This is a genomic window from Phaeovulum vinaykumarii, assembly GCF_900156695.1.
Lineage (GTDB): Bacteria > Pseudomonadota > Alphaproteobacteria > Rhodobacterales > Rhodobacteraceae > Bieblia_A > Bieblia_A vinaykumarii.
This window is the reverse complement of sequence record NZ_FTOM01000001.1, coordinates 200,333-226,565: the sequence shown is the minus strand read 5'-3', so window position 1 is coordinate 226,565 and position 26,233 is coordinate 200,333. Positions and strand designations below refer to the sequence as shown.

General features: G+C 66.2%; 26 protein-coding genes, 1 tRNA gene and 3 pseudogenes. 18 read left to right on the top strand and 12 right to left on the bottom strand.

Annotated features, from left to right (window positions below):
- Positions 1–47 precede the first annotated feature (47 nt).
- From BW949_RS01095 to BW949_RS01070, 6 genes and pseudogenes are all read left to right on the top strand, one after another.
- Positions 48–1,883, top strand: a complete 1,836-nt coding sequence (locus BW949_RS01095) for an ABC-F family ATP-binding cassette domain-containing protein (protein WP_076363083.1) — start codon at positions 48–50, stop codon at positions 1,881–1,883.
- Between the two features lie 287 nt (positions 1,884–2,170).
- Positions 2,171–3,283 (top strand): CaiB/BaiF CoA transferase family protein, encoded by a 1,113-nt coding sequence (locus tag BW949_RS01090; protein WP_076363082.1) that lies wholly within the window; start codon positions 2,171–2,173, stop codon positions 3,281–3,283.
- Positions 3,284–3,494: 211 nt separating this feature from the next.
- Positions 3,495–4,262: an SH3 domain-containing protein gene (locus BW949_RS01085; RefSeq protein ID WP_159440030.1), complete on the top strand. Its 768-nt coding sequence runs from the start codon at positions 3,495–3,497 to the stop codon at positions 4,260–4,262.
- Between the two features lie 236 nt (positions 4,263–4,498).
- Positions 4,499–4,882 (top strand): annotated as a pseudogene (rplU, locus tag BW949_RS01080) (50S ribosomal protein L21); the annotation flags it as partial.
- Positions 4,883–4,897: 15 nt separating this feature from the next.
- Positions 4,898–5,167 carry a 50S ribosomal protein L27 gene (rpmA, locus tag BW949_RS01075; protein ID WP_076363079.1) on the top strand — a complete coding sequence of 90 codons (270 nt, stop codon included), beginning with the start codon at positions 4,898–4,900 and terminating at the stop codon, positions 5,165–5,167.
- A gap of 251 nt (positions 5,168–5,418) precedes the next feature.
- Positions 5,419–5,958 (top strand): GNAT family N-acetyltransferase, encoded by a 540-nt coding sequence (locus BW949_RS01070; protein ID WP_076363078.1) that lies wholly within the window; start codon positions 5,419–5,421, stop codon positions 5,956–5,958.
- A gap of 183 nt (positions 5,959–6,141) precedes the next feature.
- Here BW949_RS01070 and fabD read toward each other — a convergent pair whose 3' ends face one another.
- Positions 6,142–7,071 carry an ACP S-malonyltransferase gene (fabD, locus tag BW949_RS01065; protein ID WP_076363077.1) on the bottom strand — a complete coding sequence of 310 codons (930 nt, stop codon included), beginning with the start codon at positions 7,069–7,071 and terminating at the stop codon, positions 6,142–6,144.
- A gap of 477 nt (positions 7,072–7,548) precedes the next feature.
- Between fabD and rpsF the strand changes: the two genes are divergently transcribed.
- Genes rpsF through rplI form a run of 3 tightly spaced genes read left to right on the top strand, consistent with a single transcriptional unit; the run spans position 7,549 to position 8,747 of the window.
- Positions 7,549–7,902, top strand: coding sequence for a 30S ribosomal protein S6 (gene rpsF, locus BW949_RS01060; protein WP_076363076.1), 354 nt, complete (start codon positions 7,549–7,551; stop codon positions 7,900–7,902).
- A 21-nt stretch (positions 7,903–7,923) separates the two neighbouring features.
- Positions 7,924–8,151 carry a 30S ribosomal protein S18 gene (gene rpsR, locus BW949_RS01055; RefSeq protein WP_076363075.1) on the top strand — a complete coding sequence of 76 codons (228 nt, stop codon included), beginning with the start codon at positions 7,924–7,926 and terminating at the stop codon, positions 8,149–8,151.
- Positions 8,152–8,162: 11 nt separating this feature from the next.
- Complete coding sequence (gene rplI, locus BW949_RS01050) at positions 8,163–8,747, top strand: 50S ribosomal protein L9 (RefSeq protein ID WP_076363074.1); 585 nt, start codon at positions 8,163–8,165, stop codon at positions 8,745–8,747.
- A gap of 309 nt (positions 8,748–9,056) precedes the next feature.
- On the opposite strand, the gene BW949_RS01045 is transcribed toward rplI, so the two are convergent.
- The 4 genes from BW949_RS01045 to BW949_RS16645 all read right to left on the bottom strand — a co-directional run bounded on the left by BW949_RS01045 (position 9,057) and on the right by BW949_RS16645 (position 11,753).
- Complete coding sequence (locus BW949_RS01045; protein WP_076363073.1) at positions 9,057–9,638, bottom strand: DUF1190 domain-containing protein; 582 nt, start codon at positions 9,636–9,638, stop codon at positions 9,057–9,059.
- A gap of 33 nt (positions 9,639–9,671) precedes the next feature.
- Positions 9,672–10,898, bottom strand: a complete 1,227-nt coding sequence (locus BW949_RS01040; protein WP_076363072.1) for a glutathionylspermidine synthase family protein — start codon at positions 10,896–10,898, stop codon at positions 9,672–9,674.
- Between the two features lie 185 nt (positions 10,899–11,083).
- The gene (locus BW949_RS01035) at positions 11,084–11,506 is read right to left on the bottom strand and encodes a DUF2335 domain-containing protein (protein ID WP_076363071.1); all 423 of its coding nucleotides are present in this window, start codon (positions 11,504–11,506) and stop codon (positions 11,084–11,086) included.
- Positions 11,507–11,525: 19 nt separating this feature from the next.
- Positions 11,526–11,753 carry a hypothetical protein gene (locus BW949_RS16645; RefSeq protein WP_143524386.1) on the bottom strand — a complete coding sequence of 76 codons (228 nt, stop codon included), beginning with the start codon at positions 11,751–11,753 and terminating at the stop codon, positions 11,526–11,528.
- A 258-nt stretch (positions 11,754–12,011) separates the two neighbouring features.
- Between BW949_RS16645 and BW949_RS01030 the strand changes: the two genes are divergently transcribed.
- Entirely contained in the window at positions 12,012–12,455 is a 444-nt protein-coding gene (locus tag BW949_RS01030) for a glycine zipper family protein (protein WP_076363070.1), read from the top strand.
- 64 nt (positions 12,456–12,519) lie between these two features.
- Here BW949_RS01030 and BW949_RS17095 read toward each other — a convergent pair whose 3' ends face one another.
- Positions 12,520–12,636, bottom strand: a complete 117-nt coding sequence (locus BW949_RS17095; protein ID WP_179747520.1) for a c-type cytochrome — start codon at positions 12,634–12,636, stop codon at positions 12,520–12,522.
- Between the two features lie 157 nt (positions 12,637–12,793).
- Here BW949_RS17095 and BW949_RS01020 point away from each other — a divergent pair, with 157 nt between their 5' ends.
- The 3 genes from BW949_RS01020 (at position 12,794) to BW949_RS16640 (ending at position 17,127) form a co-directional block, all read left to right on the top strand.
- Complete coding sequence (locus BW949_RS01020) at positions 12,794–15,073, top strand: methyl-accepting chemotaxis protein (RefSeq protein ID WP_076363069.1); 2,280 nt, start codon at positions 12,794–12,796, stop codon at positions 15,071–15,073.
- A gap of 205 nt (positions 15,074–15,278) precedes the next feature.
- Positions 15,279–15,521, top strand: a complete 243-nt coding sequence (locus tag BW949_RS17695; protein ID WP_083947511.1) for a thermonuclease family protein — start codon at positions 15,279–15,281, stop codon at positions 15,519–15,521.
- A gap of 535 nt (positions 15,522–16,056) precedes the next feature.
- Positions 16,057–17,127, top strand: a complete 1,071-nt coding sequence (locus BW949_RS16640; protein WP_143524385.1) for a hypothetical protein — start codon at positions 16,057–16,059, stop codon at positions 17,125–17,127.
- A gap of 299 nt (positions 17,128–17,426) precedes the next feature.
- Here BW949_RS16640 and BW949_RS16635 read toward each other — a convergent pair whose 3' ends face one another.
- Entirely contained in the window at positions 17,427–18,551 is a 1,125-nt protein-coding gene (locus tag BW949_RS16635) for a hypothetical protein (RefSeq protein ID WP_143524384.1), read from the bottom strand.
- A gap of 556 nt (positions 18,552–19,107) precedes the next feature.
- Between BW949_RS16635 and BW949_RS16630 the strand changes: the two genes are divergently transcribed.
- Positions 19,108–19,317 (top strand): hypothetical protein, encoded by a 210-nt coding sequence (locus BW949_RS16630; protein WP_143524383.1) that lies wholly within the window; start codon positions 19,108–19,110, stop codon positions 19,315–19,317.
- A 10-nt stretch (positions 19,318–19,327) separates the two neighbouring features.
- On the opposite strand, the pseudogene BW949_RS01010 reads toward BW949_RS16630, so the two are convergent.
- Positions 19,328–19,474: pseudogene (locus tag BW949_RS01010) on the bottom strand (transposase); the annotation flags it as partial.
- 152 nt (positions 19,475–19,626) lie between these two features.
- Here BW949_RS01010 and BW949_RS01005 point away from each other — a divergent pair.
- Both BW949_RS01005 and BW949_RS00995 read left to right on the top strand, forming a co-directional pair.
- Positions 19,627–19,702: transfer RNA gene (locus BW949_RS01005), tRNA-Ile, on the top strand.
- A 456-nt stretch (positions 19,703–20,158) separates the two neighbouring features.
- The gene (locus BW949_RS00995) at positions 20,159–20,386 is read left to right on the top strand and encodes a hypothetical protein (protein ID WP_076363066.1); all 228 of its coding nucleotides are present in this window, start codon (positions 20,159–20,161) and stop codon (positions 20,384–20,386) included.
- A gap of 245 nt (positions 20,387–20,631) precedes the next feature.
- Here the strand turns inward: BW949_RS00995 and BW949_RS00990 are convergent, their stop codons facing one another.
- The 3 genes and pseudogenes from BW949_RS00990 to BW949_RS00980 all read right to left on the bottom strand — a co-directional run bounded on the left by BW949_RS00990 (position 20,632) and on the right by BW949_RS00980 (position 23,113).
- The gene (locus BW949_RS00990) at positions 20,632–21,039 is read right to left on the bottom strand and encodes a GFA family protein (protein ID WP_076363065.1); all 408 of its coding nucleotides are present in this window, start codon (positions 21,037–21,039) and stop codon (positions 20,632–20,634) included.
- Between the two features lie 228 nt (positions 21,040–21,267).
- Positions 21,268–22,482, bottom strand: a pseudogene (locus BW949_RS00985) (IS256 family transposase).
- Positions 22,483–22,705: 223 nt separating this feature from the next.
- On the bottom strand, positions 22,706–23,113 hold the full coding sequence (locus BW949_RS00980; RefSeq protein ID WP_076363064.1) for a hypothetical protein: 408 nt from the start codon (positions 23,111–23,113) through the stop codon (positions 22,706–22,708).
- Between the two features lie 172 nt (positions 23,114–23,285).
- Here BW949_RS00980 and purM point away from each other — a divergent pair, with 172 nt between their 5' ends.
- The gene (gene purM, locus BW949_RS00975; protein ID WP_076363063.1) at positions 23,286–24,332 is read left to right on the top strand and encodes a phosphoribosylformylglycinamidine cyclo-ligase; all 1,047 of its coding nucleotides are present in this window, start codon (positions 23,286–23,288) and stop codon (positions 24,330–24,332) included.
- Positions 24,329–24,916, top strand: a complete 588-nt coding sequence (purN, locus tag BW949_RS00970) for a phosphoribosylglycinamide formyltransferase (RefSeq protein WP_076363062.1) — start codon at positions 24,329–24,331, stop codon at positions 24,914–24,916. Before purM ends, purN begins: the two co-directional genes overlap by 4 nt.
- 137 nt (positions 24,917–25,053) lie before the next feature.
- On the opposite strand, the gene BW949_RS00965 is transcribed toward purN, so the two are convergent.
- The gene (locus tag BW949_RS00965; protein WP_076363061.1) at positions 25,054–26,226 is read right to left on the bottom strand and encodes a M20 aminoacylase family protein; all 1,173 of its coding nucleotides are present in this window, start codon (positions 26,224–26,226) and stop codon (positions 25,054–25,056) included.
- Positions 26,227–26,233 lie beyond the last annotated feature (7 nt).

Genomic DNA, 26,233 nt, shown 5'->3' with positions numbered 1-26,233 from the left:
GGTTTGGCAATTGACGCCGCCGCCCCGGCCGCGATACCTCGCAGGCCATGGCGCGCGCACCTCTTCTCCAGCTTTCGCAAGTCTCGCTGACCTTCGGCGGCAACCCGGTCTTTTCGGGGCTCGATCTCGTCATCCAGCCCGGTGACCGGCTGGTTCTTGTCGGGCGCAACGGCTCGGGCAAGTCCACGCTGATGAAGCTGATGGCGGGGCTGATCGAGCCCGACAGCGGCGCGCGCACCCTCGCACCCGGCACCCGCGTGGGCTACATGGAGCAAGAGCCCGACTTCACCGGCCACGCCACGCTGGGCGCCTTTGCCGCCGCCACGCTGGGCCCGGCAGACGCCTACCGCGTGGACATGGTGGCCGAAGGGCTGAAGTTCGACCCGCAGACGCCGGTGGCGCAGGCCTCGGGCGGCGAGAGACGGCGCGCGGCGCTGGCGCGTCTTCTGGCCGAGGCGCCCGAATTGATGCTGCTCGACGAGCCGACCAACCATCTCGATATCGAGGCCATCGCCTGGCTCGAGGCCGAATTGTCCGACACCCGCACCGCCTTCGTGCTGATCTCGCACGACCGGGCGCTTCTGCGGGCGCTGGGGCGCGGCATCTTGTGGCTGGACCGTGGCCAGGTGCGGCGCGCCGAACATGGCTTTGACGGCTTCGAGGATTGGCGCGACCGGATCTGGGCCGAGGAGGACGAAGCCCGCCACAAGCTCGATCGCAAGATCAAGGCCGAGGCCCGCTGGGCGGTCGAGGGGATCTCGGCGCGGCGCAAGCGCAACCAGGGCCGGCTGCGTGCGCTCCATGCGATGCGCTCGGACCGCGCCGCGCAGATCCGCCGTCAGGGCGTGGCGGCGATGGAGCTGGACAGCGGTCCGGCCTCGGGGCGGCGGGTGATCGAAGCCAAGGGCATCGCCAAGAGCTTTGGCGACCGGGTGATCCTGCGGCCCTTCGATCTGCGCGTGATGCGCGGCGAACGCATCGCCTTCGTCGGCCCGAACGGGATCGGCAAGACCACGCTGCTGCGCATGCTGACCGGCGAGATCGCCCCCGATCAGGGCAGCGTCCGGCTGGGCACCAATGTCGAGATGGCGGTCTTCGATCAGGCGCGCGCGACGCTCGATCTGGGGATGACGCTCTGGGACGGGATGACGGGTGATCCGGACCTGCGCGTCTCGGGGCGCTCGGACCAGGTGATGGTGCGCGGCCAGCCCCGCCATGTGGTGGGCTATCTCAAGGATTTCCTCTTCGACGAGGCGCAGGCGCGTGCGCCCATCGGCTCGCTTTCGGGGGGCGAACGCGCGCGGCTCCTGCTGGCGCGGATCATGGCGCGGACGTCGAACCTGCTGGTGCTGGACGAGCCGACCAACGATCTCGACGTCGAGACGCTGGACCTGCTCCAGGATCTCCTGGGCGAATACGACGGCACCGTGCTTCTGGTCAGCCACGACCGCGACTTCATCGACCGCGTGGCCACCACCACCATCGCCATGGAGGGCGACGGCAAGGCTACGGTCTATGCCGGCGGCTGGTCGGATTACCGCACCCAGGCCGCGCAGGCCAACCCCGATCCGGCACCGGCCGCGCCGGCCGCCCGCAAGATCGCCGCCCCCGCGCAGAAGACCGCGCCCCAACCCTCCGCGCCGCCGGCGCGCAAGTCGGGCCTGACCTTCACCGAAAAGCACCGCCTCGAGGAATTGCCCGGCCTGATCGAGAAGCTCGAACACGAGATCTCGCGTCTCAACGATCTGCTGTCGGACCCCGATCTCTTCACCCGCGAGCCGGTCAAGTTCGCCAAGGCCACCGAGATGCTGGCCGAGCGCCAGGCCGCACTTTCCGCGGCCGAGGACGAATGGCTGACGCTCGAGGAAAAGGCCGCGGGCTGAGCCCATCCCTCAGGCGCCGGCCGGGCGCCCCCGCCTCCCCATGCGCCGCGCCCCGCCCCACCCTGTCCCGCCGCGCGCAGGGTGTCGCCTCCACATGGCTTTCGCCGCACTCCCCACGTGCCGCGCGCATCTCCTCTCCGCGCTCCCCCGCGCGCGTCGTGACGTCACACACCCTGGGCCTCGCATTCCTCTTCGAACTGGCCAAAATATCCCGGGGGCTGGCGCAGCCAGCGGGGCAGAGCCCCTCCCCGGCCTGAGGGAGGAAATAGGGAGGCGGAGAAGACAGGATGGACGACAGGACCGGCCCCTTGCAGGGGCTGCGGGTGATCGAGATCTCGGGGCTCGGCCCCACCCCCTTCACGGCGATGCTGCTGGCCGACATGGGCGCCGATGTGCTGCGCATCGCGCGGCCGGGGGGCGGGCCGCATGTGCTGGGGCTGGCGCAGGATGTGCTTGACCGCGGCCGCGACGTGGTCGAGATCGACCTCAAGTCGCCCGACGGGAAGGCCGCCGCCCGCGCGCTGATCCTGCGCGCCGATGCGCTGATCGAGGGCATGCGTCCGGGCGCGATGGAACGGCTGGGGCTGGGGCCGGGGGATTTCCCCGACCATCCCGCGCTGGTCTATGGCCGCATGACCGGCTGGGGACAGACCGGGCCGCTGGCGCCACGCGCGGGCCATGACATCACCTATCTGGCGCTGACCGGCGCGCTTCATGCCATCGGGCCGGCTGATCGTCCCGCGATCCCGCTCAACCTGCTGGGCGATTTCGGCGGCGGCGGGCTCTATCTGGCCTTCGGTCTCCTGGCCGCGCTTCTCCATGCCCGCGCCACTGGGCAGGGGCAGGTGGTCGATGCCGCGATCACCGATGGCGTGGCGCATCTGATGGCGATGATCTGGGGCATGACCGGGCAGGGGGCCTGGTCGGACCGGCGGGCGAACAATCTTCTTGACGGGGCGGCGCCGTTCTACACGCTTTACGCTTGCGCCTGTGGTGGCCATGTCGCGGTGGGGGCGATCGAGCCGCAATTCTGGACAGCGCTTCTGGCCGGGTTGGGGCTTGATCCGGCCACGCTGCCCGATCGGGCGCTGCGCGCCAACTGGCCCGATTTGCGCGCCCGGCTCGCGGGGGGCTTTGCAACGCGCCGGCGCGATGATTGGGCCGAGGTCTTTGCCGCAACCGATGCCTGTGTCGCCCCGGTGCTGAGCCTGGCCGAGGCGCCCTTGCACCCCCAGAACGCCGCGCGCGGAACCTTCGTGACACATGAGGGGCTGTCCCAGCCCGCGCCGGCGCCGCGCCTTTCCGCGACGCCGGGTCGTATTGGCGCGGGATCGGCGCAGCGCCGGCTGACGCCGGCAGAAGCGCTTGCGCGCTGGGGGGCGGCCGGGGGCGCGGGGTAAGGACGCAGGCGTTCGTGTTCGCCGAAGAGGGGCTCTGCCCCGCTGGCTTCGCCAGCCCCCGGGATATTTGTGCCAGCTCGAAAGGGGGCGTTCGGCGGGGCCCGAGGGCCGCAATGCCGCGTGCCGGGGGCGGCTGTTGTCGGGGCGCCAAAGGGTATAGGCTGGCGCTGTTGCCGGGGTTCGGCGGCGCTGGCTTTCGGGAGAGATGATGATGAAACGCAGGGCCTTCTTGTCCATGACCGCGGCGGCGGCTCTTGTTCCCGCGGGCCCGCTTCTTGCCGAGACGCGGATCGTGCTGAACGAGGTGCAGGGCTATCTGAACCTGCGCGCGGATCCCGACCCGAACAGCCGGGTGCGGGTTTCGGTGCGGGCGGGCACGGAAGTGACCGTGCATGAGCGTCGGGGCGATTGGCTGCTGGTGTCGATCGAGGGCGGATTGGGCGGATGGGGCCCCATCGCCTATCTTAGCCCCGTCGGGCGGCGCCGCGAGCCGCGGCCTGTGCTGCGCCAGCTTTACGTGAATTCGCCGCGCGACGGCTATCTGAACCTGCGCAGCCGGCCGACGACCAACGCCCGTATCCTGATGGGCATGCCCAATGGCACGCGCGTGCGGGTTCTGTCGGAATCGGGGCCCTGGCTGCGGGTGCGTCTCGACGACGGGGCCGAGGGCTGGGCGCATGGGCGCTATCTGGTGGCCGATCCGCCCGGGCGGGGGAATGGGGGGCGGTCCGGTGATCGCCGCAGTGATCGGGGCGGGCCGCCGCAGCCGGGCGAATTCCTGGTGGTGAACGCGCCCGGAGACGGCTTCTTGAACCTGCGCACGGCGCCGTCGTCGCGCGCGGACATCATCCTGCGGATGCGGCATGGCGCGCGGGTGCAGATCATGGAGACGCTGGGCGATTGGGTCCGGGTGCGCCACGAGAGCGGGCAGACCGGCTGGGCCTCGGCGCGGTATCTGCGGCGCGTGGGGCGGCGCTGACGGATCCCGCCTTCCCGCGGCGGGGGCTCTCCCGGTGCGGGGAGGGGGGCGGTTTTCCTTGACAGCTTGGGGGCGATCGGGGATAAGGCGTCATCCCGGCAGCGGCTCTGGTCTCTGCCGGGCATCTCTTTTTTCAACGACGCCCCCTGCGGGGCGCGCAGTCCGAGGTGGGGCATCGGCCCCCGGAACGACCCGCAAGGGTGGCCACAGGGCGCGGAGAAACGAAGGAAAGACCCATGTTCGCGGTCCTCAAGACGGGCGGCAAGCAATACAAGGTGCAGGCGGGCGATGTCCTGCGTGTCGAGAAGCTTGCGGCCGAAGCTGGCGAAACCGTCCAGTTCAACGAGATTCTGATGGTCGGCGGTGACGCCCCGGTTCTGGGCGCCCCCCTCGTGGCGGGCGCGGCCGTGCAGGCCGAAGTGATCGACCAGATCAAGGCCGACAAGGTCATCACCTTCCACAAGCGCCGCCGCAAGCACAGCTCGCAGCGCACCCGTGGCCATCGTCAGACCCTGACGCTGCTGCGCGTGACCGAGGTGCTGGCCTCGGGCGGTGAAGCCACCGGCGTCAAGGCTGCGGTCGGCGCCCAATCGAAGACCGCCGCGCAAGCGGCCCAAGCCGAGGAGTAATCCCCCATGGCACACAAGAAAGCAGGCGGTTCCTCGCGCAACGGCCGCGATTCCGCGGGCCGTCGTCTGGGTGTGAAGCTGTTCGGTGGCCAGGCGGCCATTCCGGGCAACATCATCGTGCGCCAGCGCGGCACCCAATGGTGGCCGGGCGAAGGCGTCGGCATGGGCCGTGACCACACCATCTTCGCGGTGGCCGAAGGTTGCGTAACCTTCCGCAAGGGCCTCAAGGGCCGCACCTATATCTCGGTTCTTCCCGTGGCGGAGGCGGCCGAGTAAGCCAGCCGACACCCGGAACAACGCATTGGGGGATCGGCCGGCGGCCGGTCCCCCCTTCGCGTTTCGGGATGTCCGTGGCGGCATCCGATGCCGGAGGAGGGCAGAGGGGTCGCCAGAAGAGGGGATCTGGCCGGGCAGGCCGGTTCCCGTTGGGGGCCGCGCGTCGGGCGGGACGCGCCGGGCTGTCATCTCACCGCCCAAATCGGGTGTTAGCGGGACAGACGCACCCGACTCGAGAGGAGGAGACCGCGATGTATCAAGAAATGATCGTGTCGCAACCGACGATCCGGGCCGAGCGTTTCGTGCTGCGCCCGGTGCGCAAGTCGGATGCCGGTCTCATGGCGATGTATACGTCGGACCGTGAGCTGGCCGAGGGCACGCGGGCGATCCCGCATCCGCTGCCGCCTGGGGCGACCGAGGCCTATGTGGCCCGTGCGATGTCCGAGGCCCGGACCGAGGATGTCTGGGTGCTGGACGGTTCGGCGCAGGGGCTGGCCGAGGTTCTGGGGGTGATTTCGCTGGCCCGTCTGTCGGCGGATGAATCCGAGGTGGGCTTCTGGGTGGCGCGCGGCTTCTGGAATACGGGCTTTGCCTCCGAGGCGGTGTCGGCGCTGGTGGCGGCCAATCCGCACCGCTCGCGGATGCTGATGGCCGAGGTGTTCCAGGACAACCCCGGCTCAGCCCGTGTGCTGACCAATTGCGGCTTCGATTATCTGGGCGATGCCGAAAGCTGGTCGGTGGCGCGCAATGCCCGCGTGCCGACCTGGACCTACATGAAGAAGCTGGGCTGAGCGCCGCTTCGGCGCCCGAAGCGTGCGTCGCGGACGGGGCAGGGCCTCGTGGCGCGTCACTGGGCGCGGCGTGACGAGACCGGGCATCTGACGGGACAGGGCGATCAGGCCTATCATGGCCAACTGGACACCCGCCCCCGACGCGGATCTGCGGGGGCGGGTGTTTTCATGTTTCCGCGGGGCTCACCCCTTGGCGGCGGTCACGTCCTCGGGGGTGCCGATGGTGCGGGTCGTGGCCTCGCGGGTGATGCGCTTGATCATGCCCGACAGCGCCTTGCCGGCGCCGATCTCCCAGAATTCGGTGACCCCGGCCGTGGCCATCCATTGCACCGAGCCACGCCAGCGCACCGAGCCCGTCACCTGTTCGACCAGAAGCGCGCGGATCATCTCGGGATCGGTCACGGCCTCGGCGCGCACGTTGGCAACCAGCGGCACCTTGGGCGCGGTGATCGTCACCTCGGCCAGGGCCGCGGCCATGGCTTCGGCGGCGGGCTGCATCAGCGCGCAATGGAACGGCGCGGAGACCGGCAGCATCACCGCGCGTTTGGCGCCCTTGCCCTTGGCGATCTCGACGGCGCGTTCGACGGCGGCCTTGTGGCCCGAGACCACGACCTGGGCGGGGTCGTTGTCATTGGCGGCCTGGCAGACCTCGCCCTGGGCGGCTTCGGCGGCCACGGCGGCGGCGGTCTCGAAGTCGAGGCCAAGGAGGGCGGCCATCGCGCCCACGCCCACCGGCACCGCCGATTGCATCGCCTGACCGCGCAGGCGCAGCAGGCGCGCGGTATCGGCCAGGCTGAGCGCGCCGGCCGCGCAGAGCGCCGAATATTCGCCCAGCGAATGGCCCGCGACGAAGGCGGCCCGGTCAATGCTGATCCCTTCCGCGGCCAGCGCTTCCATCGCGGCCATCGAGGTGGCCATCAGCGCGGGCTGGGCATTGGCGGTCAGCGTCAGATCGGCGGCCTCGCCTTCCCAGATCAGCGTCGAGAGCTTTTCGCCCAGCGCCTCGTCCACGGTCTCGAACACGGCGCGGGCGGCAGGATAGGCCTCGGCCAGCGCGCGGCCCATGCCAATGGTCTGGGCCCCCTGGCCGGGGAAAACGAAAGCGCACGTCATCAGATGTCCTCCTTGGCGATCGGCCATTCGCGGGCCGGCCTTGCTCTAGCCAATGCCCGCGCGCGGGGCAACCGCGAGAAGGGCCGCAGTCCGCGCCGGGGTGCCGGGGGGGGCGGGGCTGCGGGTGGGGGCGGGGGTGCCGCTTCGGGCCGGGGGACGGGGTCGCGGAGGCATCGAGCCTCCGCGCCCCCGGCGTCTTGCGCCCCCTCGATGGGGGCAAAAGACGCAGCCCCCCCCCGCCCTGCCGCAGCGCCCTGCCGCAGCGCCCGGAACCTTCGCGGTGGACCCACCGCCGCGGCCGCCCTGCCGCGAAATCTGCACCGCCGCCCCCGTTCCCGTCATTTTCCTTGCGCAGGGCCGCGCGATCCTCTAGACGGGCGCGACCTTCCGTATCCACGAAACCGGCGCAACCTCTCGTGGCGGGTTGCGGAAGGGATCGCCCGCCGTTGAAGTGCGCCCGAGAACGAAGGAGCCGACATGCCGCTTTACGAGCATGTTCTCATCGCGCGTCAGGATCTGTCCAACGCGCAGGCCGAAGGCCTCATCGAACATTTCACCACGGTTCTCGCGGATAACGGCGGCAAGGTCGTCGACCGTGAATACTGGGGCGTGAAGACCATGGCCTACAAGATCAACAAGAACCGCAAGGGGCATTACGCCTTCCTGCGCACGGATGCCCCCTCGGCCGCTGTCCAGGAAATGGAGCGTCTGGCCCGTCTGCATGACGACGTGATGCGCATCATGACCGTCAAGGTCGATGCCCACGACGAGGGCCCCTCGGTCCAGATGCAGAAGCGTGACGAGCGCGAGCCGCGCCGCGACCGCCGCTGATCTTGGAAAGGAACCGCAAACATGGCTAGCAAACCGTTTTTCCGCCGCCGCAAGGTCTGCCCGTTCTCGGGCGATAACGCGCCGAAGATCGACTACAAGGACGTCCGTCTGCTGCAACGCTACATCTCCGAGCGTGGCAAGATCGTCCCCGCCCGCATCACCGCCGTCTCGGCGAAAAAGCAGCGTGAACTGGCCCGTGCCATCAAACGCGCCCGCTTCCTCGCCCTGCTGCCCTACGCCGTGAAATAAGGAGAGGTCGTATGCAGGTCATTCTTCTCGAACGCGTGGCCAAGCTTGGCCAGATGGGCGAGGTCGTGAACGTCAAGGACGGTTACGCCCGCAACTTCCTGCTGCCGCAAGGCAAGGCGCTGCGCGCCTCGGAAGCCAATATCAAGAGCTTCGAGGCCCGCAAGGCCCAGCTTGAAGCCCAGAACCTCGAGACCCGCAAGGAAGCCGAGGCCATGGGCGAAAAGCTCGAAGGTCAGCAATTCGTGGTCATCCGCTCGGCGTCCGACGCCGGCGCGCTCTATGGCTCGGTGACCGCGCGCGACGTGGCCGATGTGGCGACCGAGGCCGGCTTCACCGTCGAACGCCGCCAGATCTTCATCGAACGTCCGATCAAGGAACTGGGTCTGCATGACGTCGCCGTCGTGCTGCACCCGGAAGTGACCGTGACGGTCACGCTGAACGTGGCGCGCTCGACCGAGGAAGCCGAGCTTCAGGCGTCGGGCAAGTCGATCCAGGATCTGGCCGCCGAGGCCGAGGCCGCCGCGGAATTCGAGATCGCCGAGCTGTTCGACGATATCGGTTCGGCCGGCAAGGACGAAGGCGCGGACGAAGCCTGAGGCTTCGCGTCCCCGCATGAACGACAGGAACGCCCCGGTCCGCGCGGATCGGGGCGTTTTGCATATGCGTGCCCGGCTGCGGGCGGCCGCGCGCCAAGGCAACGAAAGATGCCGGGGCGCGCTGCTGGTAGGGCGTGATGCTGGCGGGACGAGATGCAGGCTGGGCGCGATTCAGACGGGGAGCGATCAGGCGGGGGCCGCGTTCGGCGGCCAGCCCCCGTGCCGTCCCGCGCAGTCCAGCCCCGTGCAGCCCAGCCCCGCGCGGCCGTCAGCCCCCCCAACGCGTCGCAAGGGGCCCGCGGCGGCGGCTCAGCCGCCCATGCTGCGCGCGCCGCTGGTCGCGCTTGCGCCGAAGCCGCCGCGCGACATCGCGCTGGCCTTGGTCATCGGCGGCTTGCCCAGCGTCGTCGGCCCCTTGGCAAAGGCGCCCGAGGCCAGCTTGCCCTTGCCGGTGTTGTTGGCATAGGTCGCGGTGCCTGCGGGGTTGGTGAAGCGCCCGTCGGCGGTGCGGTGGAGCGGCTGCGCCCCGATCCCGCGCCCGCCGCCCAGCATGTTGCCCAGAAGGAAGCCCGCCAGCAGCGGCATGAAGATCCCGCCCGACCCGCCGCCGGTCGCCTGCGCCTCGGTCACGCAATTGCCTTCGCCATATTGGGCCTCGCAGACTTCCTGGCTGTCATAGCGCGGTGCGGTCTCGGCGTTCAGCGTTTCGGCCGCGGCAAAGCCCTGGCGGCAATCCTCGGTCGAGAACAGGCTTCCGGCGCCGGCGGCATCCAGACAGCTTTGCAGGTCGGGGAAGGCCTGGGCATCGACGCTGTCCTCGCGGCAACCGGCCAGCGCAAAGGCGGCGGCCCCGACCAGGAACAGGCTGACGGAGGTGGAACGTTTCGGCATGGCGATAATCTCCGGGCGTAGGGGAGGGGGCGCTCAGTCGCGGATGAAATGGGGCTTGAAGCGCGACAGATCCTGGGTGATGCGGGCGCGGTCCTCGCGGATGCCAAGGGCCACACAGTGCGCGCCCACGATCCAGGCGCCCAGCACCGGGCGAAAGCCGCCCATCACCGGCAGTGGCTGATAGGCCTGCACGATCAGGGGGTGGGCGTCATAGCTTGTGTCGGCGGCGCTTTCGGGGGCGTCGCCCGCGGCGTGGATCGTGACCGACGCCCCCTCGCGCGAGAAGATGGGTTTTGTCACATTACCCTTCGCCAGCGCTTCGGCCGCGCGTTCAAAGCGCGCGATCTCGGCCCGCGCGGCCGGGCCGGTGCCCGCCAGAGCCGGGGCCACGTCTTCGGCAAAGAAGGCCGGAAGCAGGTTGGGATGGCCCTCGAACAGCTTCCACAGCACCGGCAGGATGCCCTTGTTCGACAGGATCGCCTTCCACGGCGGTTCGATCATCTGGCAATGCGCACCGGCCAGATGGGCCGCGAAATCGTCGCGCAGCAGGTCTTCCCAGGGGTAGAGCTTGAACAGCACCCCGATCACCCGGTCCTGATCGTCCAGGAACTGGCCGTCTTCGCTCAGCGCGATCTTCTCGAGGTCGGTGTAATGCGCGCCCATCCCGGCCTCGCGCGCGGCCCAGCCCAGCGCCTCGACGGTGGCGTAATCCTCGGGCAGGCCCGAGAGCGCGGTGAAATGCAGATCGGTCTTGGGGGCAAACATCTCGGCAAAGCGCGCCACCAACGCCTCGTGCAGGCTGTTGAACTGATCGTCGCTCTCGCGCAGCACGCCCGCGGCGATCTGATCCTCGAGCCATTGCCACTGAAAGGCCGCGGTCTCATAGAGCGAGGTCGGCGTGTCGGCGTTGTATTCCAGAAGCTTGGCCGGCCCGGTGCCGTCATAGGCCAGGTCGAACCGGCCATAGAGCGAAGGCGCGCCCTGCCGCCAGCTTTCGGCGATATGGTCGCGGTGCGCGGGCGGGATGGCCAGCCGGTCGAGCAGCTCCTCGCTGCTCAGCACATGCTCGACCGCCTCGAGGCACATGCCATGCAATTCGGTCGAGGGGTCTTCGATGTCATCCTCGATCTGGCGCAGGGTGAAGGCATAGGCCGAGCTTTCCTCCCAATAGGGTTCGCCATGCATGTCAGCGAAAGTGAAGCCCTGCGCTTCGGCCTTGGCGCGCCAATCCGCGCGTTCGGGCAAGTCGATCCGTTGCACGCTATGTCCTTCCCGTGGGGCCAGGTGTTGTCCTTGCGCCTATATGGGGGAAGGCGGGGCCGTTGTGAACCGCCCCCGGCGCCGCGGGATGGGTGGGCGAGGGCGGGCGTGCATGACCCATCCCGCTCATGCCGGCGAAGGGCTCGACATGGGCGGGTGGAGCTCAATCCCTGAGTGGAGAGTGTCTATTTGCCGTTTCGGCCCTTGATGAAGGCGACCACACCTCCGATTGCCGCCGTGCCAAGGAACAAGCCGGGTATCACGGGGGTCTTCGTGACAAACAATGCCGCAAACGCGCCGACGATCAGAAGCCCGAAGAGGCTCGCCCCGAGATACATGCCCAAGGTGCGGTCTGCGACTTCTGCGCGAACAACCTGCTGGTCCATATCGATATTATGTTCCAAGTTGCGTTCCGCCATCGCCAGGATGCGCTCGGTGGCCCCAGGCAGGATGTCGTCATATTCCCTGAGGTATTTCGGGTGTGGCATCGGTCCCGAGAACTGCTCACTCACCACAAGCTGGGTGAGGCGGCGCTTGACCTCTGGTATCTCACGTTTCGCCAGCTTTCCTTCGAGGACGCGTTCGATCTCGTTCTCGATACGAACCACGGAAGTGGTCTGGCGATCGTCAGTCTCCGCGCCTGGCGCGTGAGGGCGACCCGGAGGCTTTCCCAACGCGTTCTCCTTCGGGATCCATGGCGCCACTCACGGCGCGCCCAACCCCTTCCCATGCCAGCGACACGAGGTCACGAGAATGGGTCACGATCTTTGTGCGGCGGCCATACATCAACTGATAAGGCGCCGAGAAGCCCGCCGCGAAACCACGACGGAAAGACTCTTTCGCCGCATTTTTCATCCGCGTTCTCCTGGCGTCCAAGTAACATACTGTCAAGATAGGGAGAGCTTGAGAAGCACCATCGTGCCAGCGGGTAAAAAGTTGGTTACGGGCCGCGCCGGAGCAACCCGATCCCGGCAACACCGCCCGATCATGGTCTTCGAACAAGTCATTCCTTGAGGTGCCAGGCCCCCGTGACACGGCGCGACAGAATGACCGCCTTCCGAATCCCCTCGCCGACCCGCTAGGATCGCCGCATTGGAAACCGGAGACATTTCAATGAAACGGATTGCGTCCCTTCCGGCCGCCCTCGCGGCCTTTCTTGCGCTGTGCGCCTGTGAACCCGTCCACACGCTTGCGGAATATCGCCCCGTCGTCGACACGGCGAAGGTGCGCCCGGCTCGATATGAGGCCGACCTCGCGCAATGCCGGGCCATCGCGACCCAGGTCGAGGCCGAATACAAGGCCCGCCAGGAGAAGGAGATGGGCCAGCAGCTTGTGGCGGGCCTTCTGCTCGGTGCGCTGATCGGGGCGGCGGCGGGCACGAATTCCGGGGATCAGGGGATGTTCATCGCCCAAGGTGCTGCGGCGGGCGCCGCGATCGGGGCCACGACCCCGGGCGATTATGACCACGACCTGGTCACCTATGGGCCCCGCCGCGTGGTCGACCGCTGCATGACCGGCCGCGGCTACGAGATCCTGACCGATCCCGGCCGCGCGTAAGGCGGAACACCGGCAGGGCGACGGGCGCCTGGACAGCGCCCGCCGCCAATGGGCCGCGATCACGTCAATCGATACCGTTGGCGCGCTGGATCTCGCGGATATGCGCCGCGATGCCGTCGCGTCCGGATGCGTTCTGACCATGGCAGCTGGCGCAGACCGCGTCGAAGGCGCGCTTGCCCATCGTTGCTGTCGGGGACAGCGTTGCGGGAAGCCGAACCTCGACAAGCGGCGCTCCGGGGGCGGGCCTGTGTCCGCGGTCGTTGGCGGGGCGGCATTTACGGGATGTTTCCGTTCTCTCTGTAAGGTCGCACCAAAGATTTACTTCCTCGAGGTCGACCGTGCTCAATCCCTTCAAGACTGTGTCAGGCAAGCTGGTGATTGCCACAGGGGCCGTGATTGCCGTGATCGTGCTCAGCTCAACCGCCTATAATGGGTTTCGCACTTCCGAGCGCGTCAATACACAGGTGATCGAGCTTGCCAGCTCGCAGGCGCGCAGCGCCGCCAACGAGGTCTCGCAGCAGCTCACCGAAGCGGGTGCTGCCGGGCTTGCCCTTTCAGGCATGATCGAGGGCATGATACAGGAAGGCCCGGCCGATACCGACCGGCTGATTGCCATGCTGGAAGCGGTGCCCGGGCATTACGATACGCTCTTTTCGGCCTGGATGTCGGGGCTGCCCGATGGCGCGACCGACCGCTACCTGAGCGGCACGAGCGGTCGCAATGCGGCGGGGGTGTTCACCCCCTACTGGACCAAATCCGATACCGGCGGGCTCGATTTCCAGACCTTCGACATCGACCCGACGCAGATGTGGTTCAAGGGACCGATCGAAAGCGGCCAGAGCCTGCTCACCGAGCCCTATCAGGCGAACGAAGGCTACATGATCACCTCGGTTTCCGTGCCGGTGCGGGTCAAGGATCAGGTGGTGGCGCTTGTCGGCGTCGATATCACGCTCAAGGCGATGACCGATATGCTCGGCGCGCTTCAACCTGTCGAGGGCAGCCGGATGCTGCTTGTCGATGGCGGCGGCAAATGGGTGGCAAACCCTGACCCGGCGCTTCTGACACGGCCTTACGAGGGGGCGGGAACCCAGGAGGTGATGGCGGCGCTCGCCGATGGCAAGTTGCGCGTGATCGAGGGGCTCGAGGGCGGGGCGCGGCGGATCGTCTATCCGTTCCGCGCTCGGGGCACCAATGTCACCTGGGCGGTGATTTATGAGGTGCCGGGAACGGTGTTCTCGACCCCGGTTCTGCATGAGGTGATCAACACCGCGCTGGGCGGGCTTTTGATTCTGCTGATGGCGCTGGCCGCGATTTTCGTTGCTTCCATGCTGATGGTGCGTCGCCCTCTGGCGGGGATGCTCGCCACCGTCGACGGGCTTGCTACGGGCGATTACGATCAGATGGTGCAGGGGGTGAAGCGTTCCGACGAGATTGGCGCGATGGCGCGCGCGGTGGAAACGCTGCGCCAGCGGCTGATCGAACGGCGCGCACTTGAGGCGGAGCAGCGGCGCTTGCAGGCGGAGGCAGAGACCGAGCGCCAACGCAGGGCCGCAGAGGAAGAGGCGTTGCGGGCCGAACGTGCGGCGCGTCAGGCCGAGGATGAGGAACGCGAGGCGCGCGCGCGCGCCGAAGATGAGGCGCGCCGCGCCCGGGAAGAGGCCGTGCGCGCGGCGCGGGCCGCCGAGCAGACGGCGGTGGTCGAAAACCTCGCTGCGGGTCTCCGCGGGCTTGCTTCGGGCCGGCTCGATGTGACGATTGGCGGACAGTTCCCCGAGGGCTATGATCAGTTGCGCCATGATTTCAACGAGACCGTGGAACGCCTTTCGGAGCTGATCGGGGCGATCGGGGCCGCCACCGAGATCATCGTTTCGGGCGTGGATGAGATTTCCGGCGCCACCTCGAGCCTTTCGGGGCAGACTGAATCCTCGGCGGCGACGCTTGAGGAGACGGCGGCAGCGCTCAACGAACTTACCGCTTCGGTGCAGGCGGCGGCGGAGAATGCCCGCAGCGTCAACGGGGCGATGCGTGATGCCACTGCGGAAGCGCAGGCCTCACGCCAGGTGGTCGAGGAGACCGTGGCGGCGATGGCGGCGATCCAGGAGTCTTCGGAGGATATTTCTCGCATCATCAATGTGATCGACGATATTGCCTTCCAGACCAACCTGCTCGCGCTGAATGCGGGTGTTGAGGCGGCGCGAGCGGGCGAGGCCGGGCGCGGCTTTGCCGTTGTCGCCTCTGAAGTCCGCGCGCTCGCTCAGCGCGCCTCGGAAGCCGCGCGCGAGATCAATGCGCTGATCTCTGATTCCGGTGCCCAGGTCAGCACAGGCGTGACGCTGGTGGGGCGGGCTGGCGAGGCCCTGGTGGCGATTGTGGGCTCGATCGACCAGATTTCCTCGCATGTGCGCGACATTGCGGCCTCGGCCGATGAGCAGGCGACGGGGATTGCCGAGATCAACACCGCGATGCTTCAACTCGACCGCGCCCAGCAGACCAATGCCGCCGGCTTCGAGGAAACCGCGGCGGCCTGCATGGCGCTCAACGATCAGGCGAAGGGGCTGCAGGAGATGGTGGCACAGTTTCAGGTCGCCGCAGCGGTCAGCGGCGCGCGCGCTGCCTGAGCAAGGCCTTTCGCCTCGGCAGTGTCGAGGCGACCCGGGCCTTTGCCTTTTCCTGGGGGCATGGCCCCCTTGCGGCGGAGCCGGGGGGCTGGAGCTCAGACGAGCCGGCCGACGATAAGGCGGGTCTTGCCGCCAAGATAGGGGGGGCGCGCTTCGGGCAGGATGGGTCTGCGTTCGCGCCCCAGCGGTCGCGCTCGCGGACAAGATCGGCCGCGCCCCTGTGTCCCGCGAGGTGAGCGGGCTGGATCGTTTCGGCCGCTCGATCGCGCGTTGCTTCTTGCGCGGCGGGGATCTCGGCGCCTGGATGGTTGAGGCCGGCTGGGCGGTCGCCTCTCACCGCTACGGCAACGACTATGTCCGCGCCGAGGAACGCGCTCAAGCGGCGCGGCGTGGCATCTGGGCGAGCGAGTTCATAATGCCCTGGGATTGGCGCAGGGGGCGAAGGTGATCCGGGCGAGAGCCGCTCTGGTCGCCGTTCTGGCATGACCAGCGCGCCCGCAGCTGCGGACGACGGCGGGGCGCGTGAGTCGCTCTTGCCTCTTCGTGTGGCGTCTTCCTATTCCGGCAGCTCCAGGAAGACGTGCTCGCGGATCGGGAGCTGCGCGGAAGCCCGCTGGCTGCTTGCCAACTGCAGCTGGGGCGGGCGACTTGGATCGGGACAAGGACGGTGTCCCCTGCGAGCGCATTTGCCGGGGGCGCTGACGATCTGGGCGGAAAGCTGACTAGCGGCAGTGCGGCATGGCTGCCGCAGCAACTTATCAGCGCGGCCGTTCGGGCGAATCGCCGCGAGATCGCAGTCGGATCCGTCGTGAAGGGCAGTGAGCGGCCGTTCGCTCCGACCGCAATAATGGAAGTGTTGCAGGCACCAGCCTCTCCGCCAGATCTCGGTCCGGTTTCTTTCGAAAAAACTTCTCAGCCGATGAATGTGGAGATAGTGTGATAGAGAAAGCACTACTTGCCCACGGAAATTGGCCTAAAAGAAGATGTACATAGATTTTTACGGTAGAAAAACATCCGAACGCCCATCTGCGGGGCATTTCGAGAAGGCGCATGGCGGGATATGGCATTTAGTAAACCCGAGCTTGCCCGTTGATGAGTTAATGTCCACTCTTGAGGATATTAACCTGAAGGTTTTACAGGGCTTATTTTCTGATCCCTCAATTTTCTGGGACAGCTTGGCCTCCTTCAACTTTGATCTTATGCATGCCGGGCTAGACCCGGAAGCGCGTGCAAGTCGAGATGAATTCAACGATTTCTTCAGATCCGCCTCAAATGATGCCCAGAAGTTAATTCTCTACTATTCAGTTAGGGGATACAATCGTGCGGCCCAAAACATGCTCAATCATGTTGTGATTGGCTTGGGGGATGCCTACGAATTGCTGTCACGAGATAACTTAGACGATAGCATTCCGCTAGATATTCAGTCTTGCGGCGGTGAACATTACAGAAATCTATCCTCGCCAACATGTTTTAGGATTTGGGAGAAATTTAGCTTCTGCATAGAAAAAATCTTAAGCTTTCTTGACTTCCTCAGCAAGTATATCGCAGAAATATCGGAAATGCACTGTAAAAAAATAACTGGCCGACTTAATACGTACAGCGTGACTTTTGGAGGTTGGCGAAAGATAAAGCTCGCGAAAGATACCGCACTTTGTGATTTGACGGATGAGTTGAGACTTTTGACTGCTCTTCGTGATGAGACTGTACACAACGGAACTATTGATCATTTCTCTAGGATCTACGAGCACGCAATAAACTCTAAGGTGCAGTCCAGATTCTTGCTACTTCCAGACCATGAAGGCGGCAGAATTCTGACTGCAGCTGGAAGGCGGCGCTTCTTTCGTCAAGACAACCATCTGAACGCTATACTACCAGGTGCCGTTCATCGAGTTCTCAACGACACGCTCCTGTCCCTGCGGACCGTCGATACCAGAATGCCTACAGTATGGGATGATCCGTCTTCATATTACGATCGCTACAAGGAATTGCATGAGACTCTAGACGCTGCAGGAAAAGTGGGAGCATTCGTAAAGTTCAAAGCAACGGACGCATAACTGGTCAAATGCGACTTGTGGGACCAGTGAACATGCTGGATCGCGCCAGAATGGCAGGTTTGAACAACCCGGCGACGCCGCCCGACCGCCTCCAATGGGCCGAGCACGTCGATACGGCCGCGAGGGCATCGAGGAAGGCCTGCTATGTTACCGCATGGCCGCTTCGAGCCCGTTGTTACAGTGTGAGCGGTTGCAGCATCGCGCAACCACAGCGAAATCTCTCGAGAAAGGCCAGCTCTTAGCTGCCTTTCAGTCGCCTGCGTTGAAGGCCTGCTTCCAGCCCCAACCGAATCTCGTCTTCACTTCTTTGTTTTCGCAGGGGGCACAAATTCCATAATGAGCTCTGGCTCACCAACTAGAGTTTTAAGGGCGCCTGAATTTTCAAGGTGGCGAAAGCCCCAAGGGCTAAGGGTTAACAAGCCTTCGCTCTTGCTCTCAGATTCTCGTCCATCCCACAAGCCACGCGCGTCAATATCCTTTAACAGCTCGACCAACTGGCCTTGCTCAAGGTCGATTTCAGAAGGCTCAAAGCCGTGTTCAAGAAAATCAATGTTTGGGGTCTCGGCGCCGCCACCCACTCTGAATACTACCATGACGCGTCCACCAAGATATTTATTGATAGCCTCCTGCACCAGATACTCTGGCGAGGTTACTGCTCCGGGAGAAGAGCAGCTAATGGAAAACGACCCCGTCTCGGTGTTGTAAGCGACCGTATGGGGCATTGGAGGGTTTGCGCTAAAGCGTCCGATGATCTCTCGCGGTGGATCAAATGACTGCATAGCAGACTTTCTAAGCATTTGAAGAGTTTCGAAGAACGCCAGACCGATGCCAACCAGATCAAGCACTTCCGTGTATTCTATGCGCGTCACGTGGCCACCGTTCCGACGGCGCAGGCGTAGTCCATCATTCCATAGGATATAGTCGGAGTGGTACATCCCATTGCGTACATCGTCACGGAAGACGTTCTCTAGTGCTGACGACAGTCCTATCATGCCGATCTTCCGAGCATGGGTTGCCAAAGCGCGGAAAGTGGCATTTGCGTTTGGCCCAATGACGCGCTTGGGATTTTGCTTCACTCGCACTAAGTCTCGAAAGGGCCAAAGATTGTAAGGAGCACTTTCGACTATGCCCATCATGTTCTTTAGGCTTTCATACACGCCACCCGCTTCTGAAAGTTGGCTGTAGAGAAGTAGAATTATTCTCATGTCGGCGAAAGATTCTATCGGGCCCGCAGCCAACCTCCCTCTCAACTCCTCGTACACTTGGTCTGCGGTAATCGTGGTGGACCATCCGGCATCCTGTGCGCCTCGAAACTCTCCACTGAGCGATCCGGCAAAATCGAGTTCGTTCATCTGGCGAACAAATTTGAAGAGAAGCCCCATCTGTCGGGCTGTTTCATTGACGAAAGCAATTGAGTTTTCCATCGGGATGCCAAGCTACGAAAGATGAATGGGGGTTGAATTCTAAATATCTCGCGGAGATCGCAGACAAAGCTATTTCAAACCACGAAACGATGCAATGCGAATGGCCGATTAGCGGCTCGTTCTCACCTATCCCGCGCAGTCGTAGCTCTAACGAAGTAGCTGCAGCGAACGGCAGCTTCGTCCCGCACTGCCGACCTTGGCGTGCCAGACCTTGCTGCACGATGCCACGGATGGCCGGTTTGGGGAAGCTGCGATGCAGCGGAGCCAGCTTGGCGAATGTCCGGAGAGGGCCGAACAGGTCGACGCGGCGGCCTGGCCCTCAGGAGCGGCTCGCCGCGCCGCCGCATGGCCGTTTCGAGCCCCGAGTCACCGATTCTGCGAGGCGCATGAACGGCCGCTTTTAGGTTTTTAATAAAAGTCCAACCCACTACCGGCCCCATTCCAAAACGCGGCGCCGAGCCTATCGGAACGGATAGTCTGTTCCGCTGGGCCATGCTTCGAGGATGCGTCGAAATACACCTGGTCAAAGGCGTATTTCCGTGCCTCTTCGACGAGCTTGATCGAGAAATGGATCTCAAAACGATGCGCTGGTGGGCAGATGAGTATCTTTCCGCCAGTAATTCTATCAAAAAAAGATCGAATCGGAGGAGTCGATGGCGCTCACGCCAACACCTTCAAAGATCGCGTAGGTGTGACCGTGGTACTCGAGCGCAGCATCGCCGTTAAAGTCGAGCAGCTGCAGCGACGCGACATTCGAGAAAGCTGAGGCTCAGGCCTCATAGCCAATAGATGACAGTTGCGGCGAGTGCGATTGCCGAGAGGAAGAGCTTTGGGCATCTGTCGTATCGGGTGGGCACGTGTCTCCAATCCTTCAGTCTGCCGAACATGATCTTGATGCGGTTGCGGCGTTTGTAGCGGCGCTTGACGGCGGCTCTGGTCGGCTTCGCCACGCTGATCGCCGCCCCCGCAACCAAGACGCTTTGCAACGGCTCGCTGGCGCCGGTCGAGGCCCTGTCCGCCCCGCGGGCGCCCGCTTGACCCACCCACCGTTCCCGCCTAGACATTTGTCACTCTGGGGCCTGTAGCTCAATGGTCAGAGCAGGGCGCTCATAACGCCTTGGTTGGGGGTTCGAGTCCCTCCGGGCCTACCACATCCCCAAATTCGCCCTGAACACACTCAGTTTTTTGTCGTTTCTGTATCCCCGGCAGGGGGTGACGCAACGTTCCCGACCTGTTCCACCCCCCATGACCAGCCGCTTTCGATCCGCCGCGCGGGTGTAACGTTCGCCCTCGGCCAGCGTCTGGTGACCGCCCCACGCCATGATCGCATGCGCTGATCCACCGGCCACGGCGATGGCGGTCAGATGCGATTTCGTCGGCCGACCAGGGCTGGAAGCCCTGGGTCCGGATCACCACCCGCTTCACCTCTCGCGAGGGGGCGGTCTCGATCTCGCCGCGCCGCTTGGCGCCTCCGAGCACGCGACGCCACGCCTTGAGGCGCTTGTTGGCGGCCACCGGGGGCAGCTTGTCGAGGTCGGCCTCGATATGCCTTGACCGCAGCGCGCGCACGGTCGCCACCGCCAAGGGGCGCAGAAGCCCAAGACCGCATGACGCCCGTCCATCTGTGCTTTCCCGCCCGCGCCACGATGCTGGCCGCGCTGAACGACGGCGAGGCGCCGCGCTGGCCTGTCGCCGCGCTGCAATGGGTCGAGGTCGCGCTGCCGCCCCCCGGCCTTCACGTCAACGCGCTCTGGGACGGGGGGCCGATCTCGGCCCGCTCGCCCCCTGGCGCATCTTCCCGCAGACGCCCAGCGTCGGCTGGCTGGGGGCTCTGAGCCCGGAAAGGAGGGCGCATGCCCGACAACGCAAAGGGGCTGGTCGAGGTCCGCAGCGGCCGGCGCCCGTTCTTTGGCCGCGAACTCTGGTGGGAGATCCCCATCGCCGTCGGCATGGCCATCATCGGCGAGGGCGTGGGCGCCGGGCTGGCCCTCGACCGGGGCACCACCAACGGCGTGATCGCGGGCCGAGGCCCTCCTCGACCGCCTGATCCGCGCCCTTTCCGGGCGCTGATCCCCGCGCGTCAGCCGGGCAGCCCGGCGATCTGCTCGAGCGCCCCGAGATCCTCGTCCCAATCGGCGCGGCTGGCGTGGCAGATATGGGCGCTCGGGCGGAAGCCGAGCGCCCCCTCGAGCGCGCCCGCCGGCACCACGACCAACCCGTCCTCGGCCTGCGCGAAGGGCAGCGCCGAGCCGCATTCGGTGCAGAAGCACTTCACATGACGGGTGCCGGGAAGGCGGAAGGTCTTCACCCGGTCCTGGCCCGACAGCCAGAGGATCTGCGCGCCCGAGGCAAAGAGATTGGCCGAATGCGCCGAGCCGCTGTCCTTTCGGCAGCGCGAACAATGGCACAGGAAGAAGCCCTCGAACCGACCCGAGATGCGGAAGCGCACCGCCCCGCAAAGGCAGCCGCCTTGCGCCAGATTGTCCATCGGTCGGTCCCTTCCGCTGCGGCCCCGCGCCCTCGGGACCGCCTCAGGCCTAGCCGCTGCGCCCGCACGGGTCAAACCGGCCGGGCGCAGCGCCCCACCCTTACCCTACCCGAGCCCCGCCCGTGCGGGGCTTTTGCATTTGCGGAGGATCACATGACCGATGCTGCCCCATGGAGTGGTGTAGCTGGCACTGATCGTCACCGTGATGTTCGGCGCGGGCCTGCTTGATCAGGATGCCGCGGCGGGCAAACTGATGACGGCATCTTCTCCCATCGGCGCGATGGTTTCCAGCGTCATGTCGCGAGCGCGCTGGACGGCCCATTCATCGTTCTGTTCGAGGAGCAGCGCGCCGACGAGCCGGACGATGGCGTCGTCGTTTGGACGTTGGTCCGGCGCTTGATCTCGCCGTTCAGCCGTTCGAAGGGGGTTGTGGAATGCAGCTTGGCCCGATGTTCCTTCGGGAAGGACATGTAGGCCAGAACGTCATGCTCGGCCTCATCCATCAGCGTGGCGAGCTTCGGCACCTTGGGCCGGATCTGGTCAGCGACGGCGCGCCACTGGGGGCTCGCGGCCTCGGCGGTGTCCTTGGGCGAAGGCGGTGGCGATGAAGGCCGAGACGGCCCTGCGTCCGCTCTTGCCGGCATGGGCGAGGGCGTTACGCTGGAAGTGGACGCGGCAGCGCTGCCAGGTCGCAGTCAAAACCTTGGAGACGGCGGCCTTGTTTCCCTCGTGCGCGTCCGAGATCACCAGCTTCACCCCCCCCCGCAGGCCGCGCCGCGTGAGCTTGCGAAGAAACTCGGTCCAGATCGGCTCGGCCTCGGAAGTGCCTGTTTCCAAAACCAGAACCTCACGACGGCCGCCTGCCATCGGGCTCGGACCGATGGCGCCTCGATGGCAGGCTGTTCACCCCGATGGCGATGATGACGGCGACGGAAACGATCCGCCCGCCACGCCGGACCTTGAGGTAGGTGGCGTCGATCCAGAGATAGAGCCAATCCCCGTCGATCGGGCGGTTCACAAAGGCCTTCACCTTGCCGTCGATCTCCTCGCACAGGCGCGAAACCTGGCTCTTGCTGATCCCCGTCATGCCCATGGCCTTCACCAGGTCGTCGACGGATCGCGTCGAGATGCCTTGAACATAGGCTTCCTGGATCACCGCGGTCAGCGCCTTCCCAGCCATCCGGCGAGGCTCAAGGAAGCCCGGGAAATAGCTGCCTTTCCGCAGCTTGGGATGCGCGGCTCAACCGTCCCGGCCCGCGTCTCCCAGTCCCGGTCGCGATAACCGTTGCGTTGTGCGAGCCGTGCTGGGTCCTTCTCGCCATAAGCAGCGCCCGTCACGGCGCCGACCTCCAGCTCCATCAAGCGTTCGGCGGCAAAGCCAATCATCTCGCGCAGAAGGTCCGCATCAGGGGGCTTCTCCACGAGGTCGCGCAGGTTCATCATGTCGGTGGAATCTCCGGTCCAGGTTGGTGTCAGCAACCAGACCCTACCGGAACATCGCCGGTGACCACCTCAGCCACAACCTGCACCACGCCCAGGGACAGCATCCGATAAAGCGCAGTCTGCCTGCAAAACTCTTTGCAGGCACTTGGCGTTCCTCCCATTTCACCGACATTCGATGCGCAACGAAACTGAAGACAATTGCCCCAACCCCCAGCCACCTTTGTCACCAAGCCAGACCCTCGGGTAGAAATTCGGATCCATCCAGACGCCCGGCGTCGAACAGCCCCCAGCCCAGCAATAGCGCCGTAATCGGGTAGAGGAAGGCGAACAGAAGTGCGCGGTCGAAGGCCCGCCATGAGATCAGCTTTTCGCCGTAAACCCGGTCGGCGAAGCCTCGGGCGCGGGCGATGCCGGCGAACCAGACATCGGCCCGGTTGGGGCTCAGGGCGGCCAGACGGGCGGGCCAGTCGCGGTGGTCACACAGACGCTCGGCCTCGCTCAGGCCGCGCCGGGGGCGCAGGGCAAGACCGGCGAAAAGCATCGCGAGGACGGCGACCGCCAGCCCCAGGACGGTGATCGCGCCGCCATGATCGCGGCCAAATTGCGCAATCCAATCCCACCAACCGGACATCCTGCCCCCGCACCGATCCGAAGGCCAGACTGCCGCCCGCCCGCGCCCCATGCAAGCGTGGGCGCTGTCGCGGCCCCCTCGGCGCTTTTCAAGCCGACGCCTTTGCGCTAGGGCTTCGCGCGACGAATCCCGCCCCGCCACACCCCCTGCCGCACACCCCGAGGAGACAGCCATGAGCGAGCGCAAACCCGGCCTGACCTATTCGCAAGCGGGCGTCGACATCGACGCGGGCAATGCGCTGGTCGAGCGGATCAAGCCCGCGGCGAAAGCGACGGCGCGGCCGGGCACGATGGCGGGGCTGGGGGGCTTTGGCGCTCTGTTCGACCTCAAGGCGGCGGGTTATGCCGACCCGATCCTGGTTGCGGCCACCGATGGCGTGGGCACCAAGCTGCGCATCGCCATCGACACCGGGCGGGTGGATACGATCGGCATCGACCTGGTGGCGATGTGCGTCAACGATCTGGTCTGCCAGGGCGCCGAGCCGCTGTTCTTCCTGGATTATTTCGCCACCGGCAAGCTTGAGGTCGAACAGGCCGCGCGCATTGTCGAGGGGATCGCGCAGGGCTGCGCGGCCTCGGGGGCGGCGCTGGTGGGCGGCGAGACGGCCGAGATGCCGGGCATGTATCACGGCGGCGATTTCGACCTGGCGGGCTTTGCCGTGGGCGCGATGGAGCGCGGCGCGGATCTTCCGGCCAATGTGGCCGCGGGCGACGTGCTGCTGGGGCTGGCCTCGGACGGGGTGCATTCGAACGGCTATTCGCTGGTGCGCCGCATCGTTGAGCGCACGGGCCTGTCCTGGGACGATCCCGCGCCCTTCGGCGACGGCCTTCTGGGCGACGCGCTGCTGGCGCCGACGCGGCTCTATGTGCGCCCGGTGCTTGAGGTGATGCGCCGTGGCGGGCTGCATGGCGCGGCCCATATCACCGGCGGTGGGATCACCGAGAACCTGCCGCGCGTCCTGCCCGAGGGTCTGGGCGCCGAGGTCGATCTGGGCGCCTGGGCGCTGCCGCCGGTCTTTGGCTGGCTGGCGGCCGAGGGCGGGCTCGATCAGGCCGAACTGCTCAAGACCTTCAACGCCGGGATCGGCATGATCCTGGTGGTCGCGCCCGAGGATGCCGAGGCGGCCGCGGCGCTTCTGACCGAGATGGGCGAGCGCGTGGCGCGCCTGGGTCAGGTAGTGGCGGGGCAGGGCGTGCGCTATTCGGGCGTGCTTTCGTGAAACGCGTCGCCATCCTGATCTCGGGGGGGGGGTCGAACATGATCCGCCTGGTCGAGAGCATGACCGGCGATCACCCGGCACGGCCGGTGCTGGTGGCCTCGAACGATCCCGGTGCGGCGGGGCTCTTTCGGGCGGCGGATCTGGGCGTGCCGGTGGCCGCGGTCGATCACCGGGTCTTCGGGCGCGATCGCGCGGCCTTCGAGGCCGAGCTTCTGAAGCCGATCCTCGAGGCTGAACCCGATATCCTGTGCCTGGCGGGGTTCATGCGGGTGCTGACGCCTGGGTTCGTGAGCCGCTTCGAGGGGCGGATGCTGAACATCCACCCCTCGCTCCTGCCGCGCTATCCGGGGCTGCACACCCATGCCCGCGCGATCGAGGCGGGCGACGCCGAGGCCGGCTGCACCGTGCATGAGGTGACGGCCGAACTGGATGCGGGCCCGCTTCTGGGCCAGGCGCGGGTGCCGATCCTGCCGGGCGACACGCCCGAGGCGCTGGCCGCGCGGGTTCTGGCGCGCGAGCATGTGCTCTATCCGGCGGTGCTGCGGCGCTTTGCCGAGGGCGCGCGCGCGCCGATCTTCCTCTGAAGGCGGCTGCTGCCGGTCCAGCCCGTCGAGCGGGGCTCCTTCCGAGGCCCCCATCGAGGGGGCCACGGAAGGCGCCTTGCGCGCCCCTCGATGGGGCGCTCAAGGCGAGCCCCCCGTCCCGGTCGCAGCCGCGGCTGTCAGGCGGGTGGCAAGCGCGCCTCGACCATGCCGGCCAGCCAGCTGGCGCCATAGGGAATGGCGGCATCGTTGAAATCATAGGCCGGGTGATGGATCATCGCCGTGTCGCCATTGCCCAGGAAGATATAGGCGCCGGGGCGTTCGTTCAGCATGTAGCTGAAATCCTCGGCCCCCATCAGCGGCGCGGTGTCGGTGTCGACCGCGCTCTCGCCCGCCACCTCGCGCGCCACCGCGACCGCATGGGCCGTGCCTTCGGGAGCGTTCATCGTCACCGGATAGCCGCGGCAATACTCGATCCGGGCATGGGCGCCGAAACTGGCCGCCAGCCCCTCGACCAGGGCGATCACGCGCGCCTCGACGAAATCCTGCACCTTGCGGTCCATCGTGCGCACCGTCCCGCGCAGAAGCACGGTCTGGGGGATGACGTTATGGGCCTCGGTCTCGGTGCGGAAAGTGCAGACCGAAACCACCACCTGCTTCAGCGGATCGACATTGCGCGCGGCGATGGATTGCAGCGCGACCACGATCTGGGCGGCCACCAGCGTGGTGTCGATGGCCTCGTGCGGCTTGGCGGCATGCCCGCCCTTGCCGGTCAGGGTGATGTCGAACTGATCCGCCGCCGCCATCATCGCGCCTTCCCGAATGCCGAAATGGCCCACCGGAATGCCGGGCATGTTGTGCAGCCCATAGACCTCGTCGATGCCGAACCGCGTCATCAGCCCGTCGGCACACATCGCCCGGCCGCCGCCGCCGCCCTCCTCGGCGGGCTGGAAGATCACCACCGCCGTGCCGTCGAAATGGCGCGTCTCGCACAGGTATTTCGCCGCCCCCAGCAGCATCGCGGTATGCCCGTCATGGCCGCAGGCATGCATCCTTCCGGGCGTTTCCGAGGCATGGGGCGCCCCGGTCGCCTCGGTGATGGGCAGCGCATCCATATCCGCGCGCAGCCCGATCACGCGCCCCGAGGCGGTCTTGCGCCCGTGGATCACGCCCACGACGCCCGACCGCCCGATCCCCTCGACCACTTCATCGCAGCCGAAACCCCGCAGCAGTTCGGCCACGCGTCCTGCGGTGCGCGGCAGCTCATACATCAGCTCGGGGTGGCGGTGGAAATCGTGCCGCCAGGCGGTGATCTCGGGGGCAAGCTCGGCGAAACGGTTGCGGATGGGCATGTCGGGG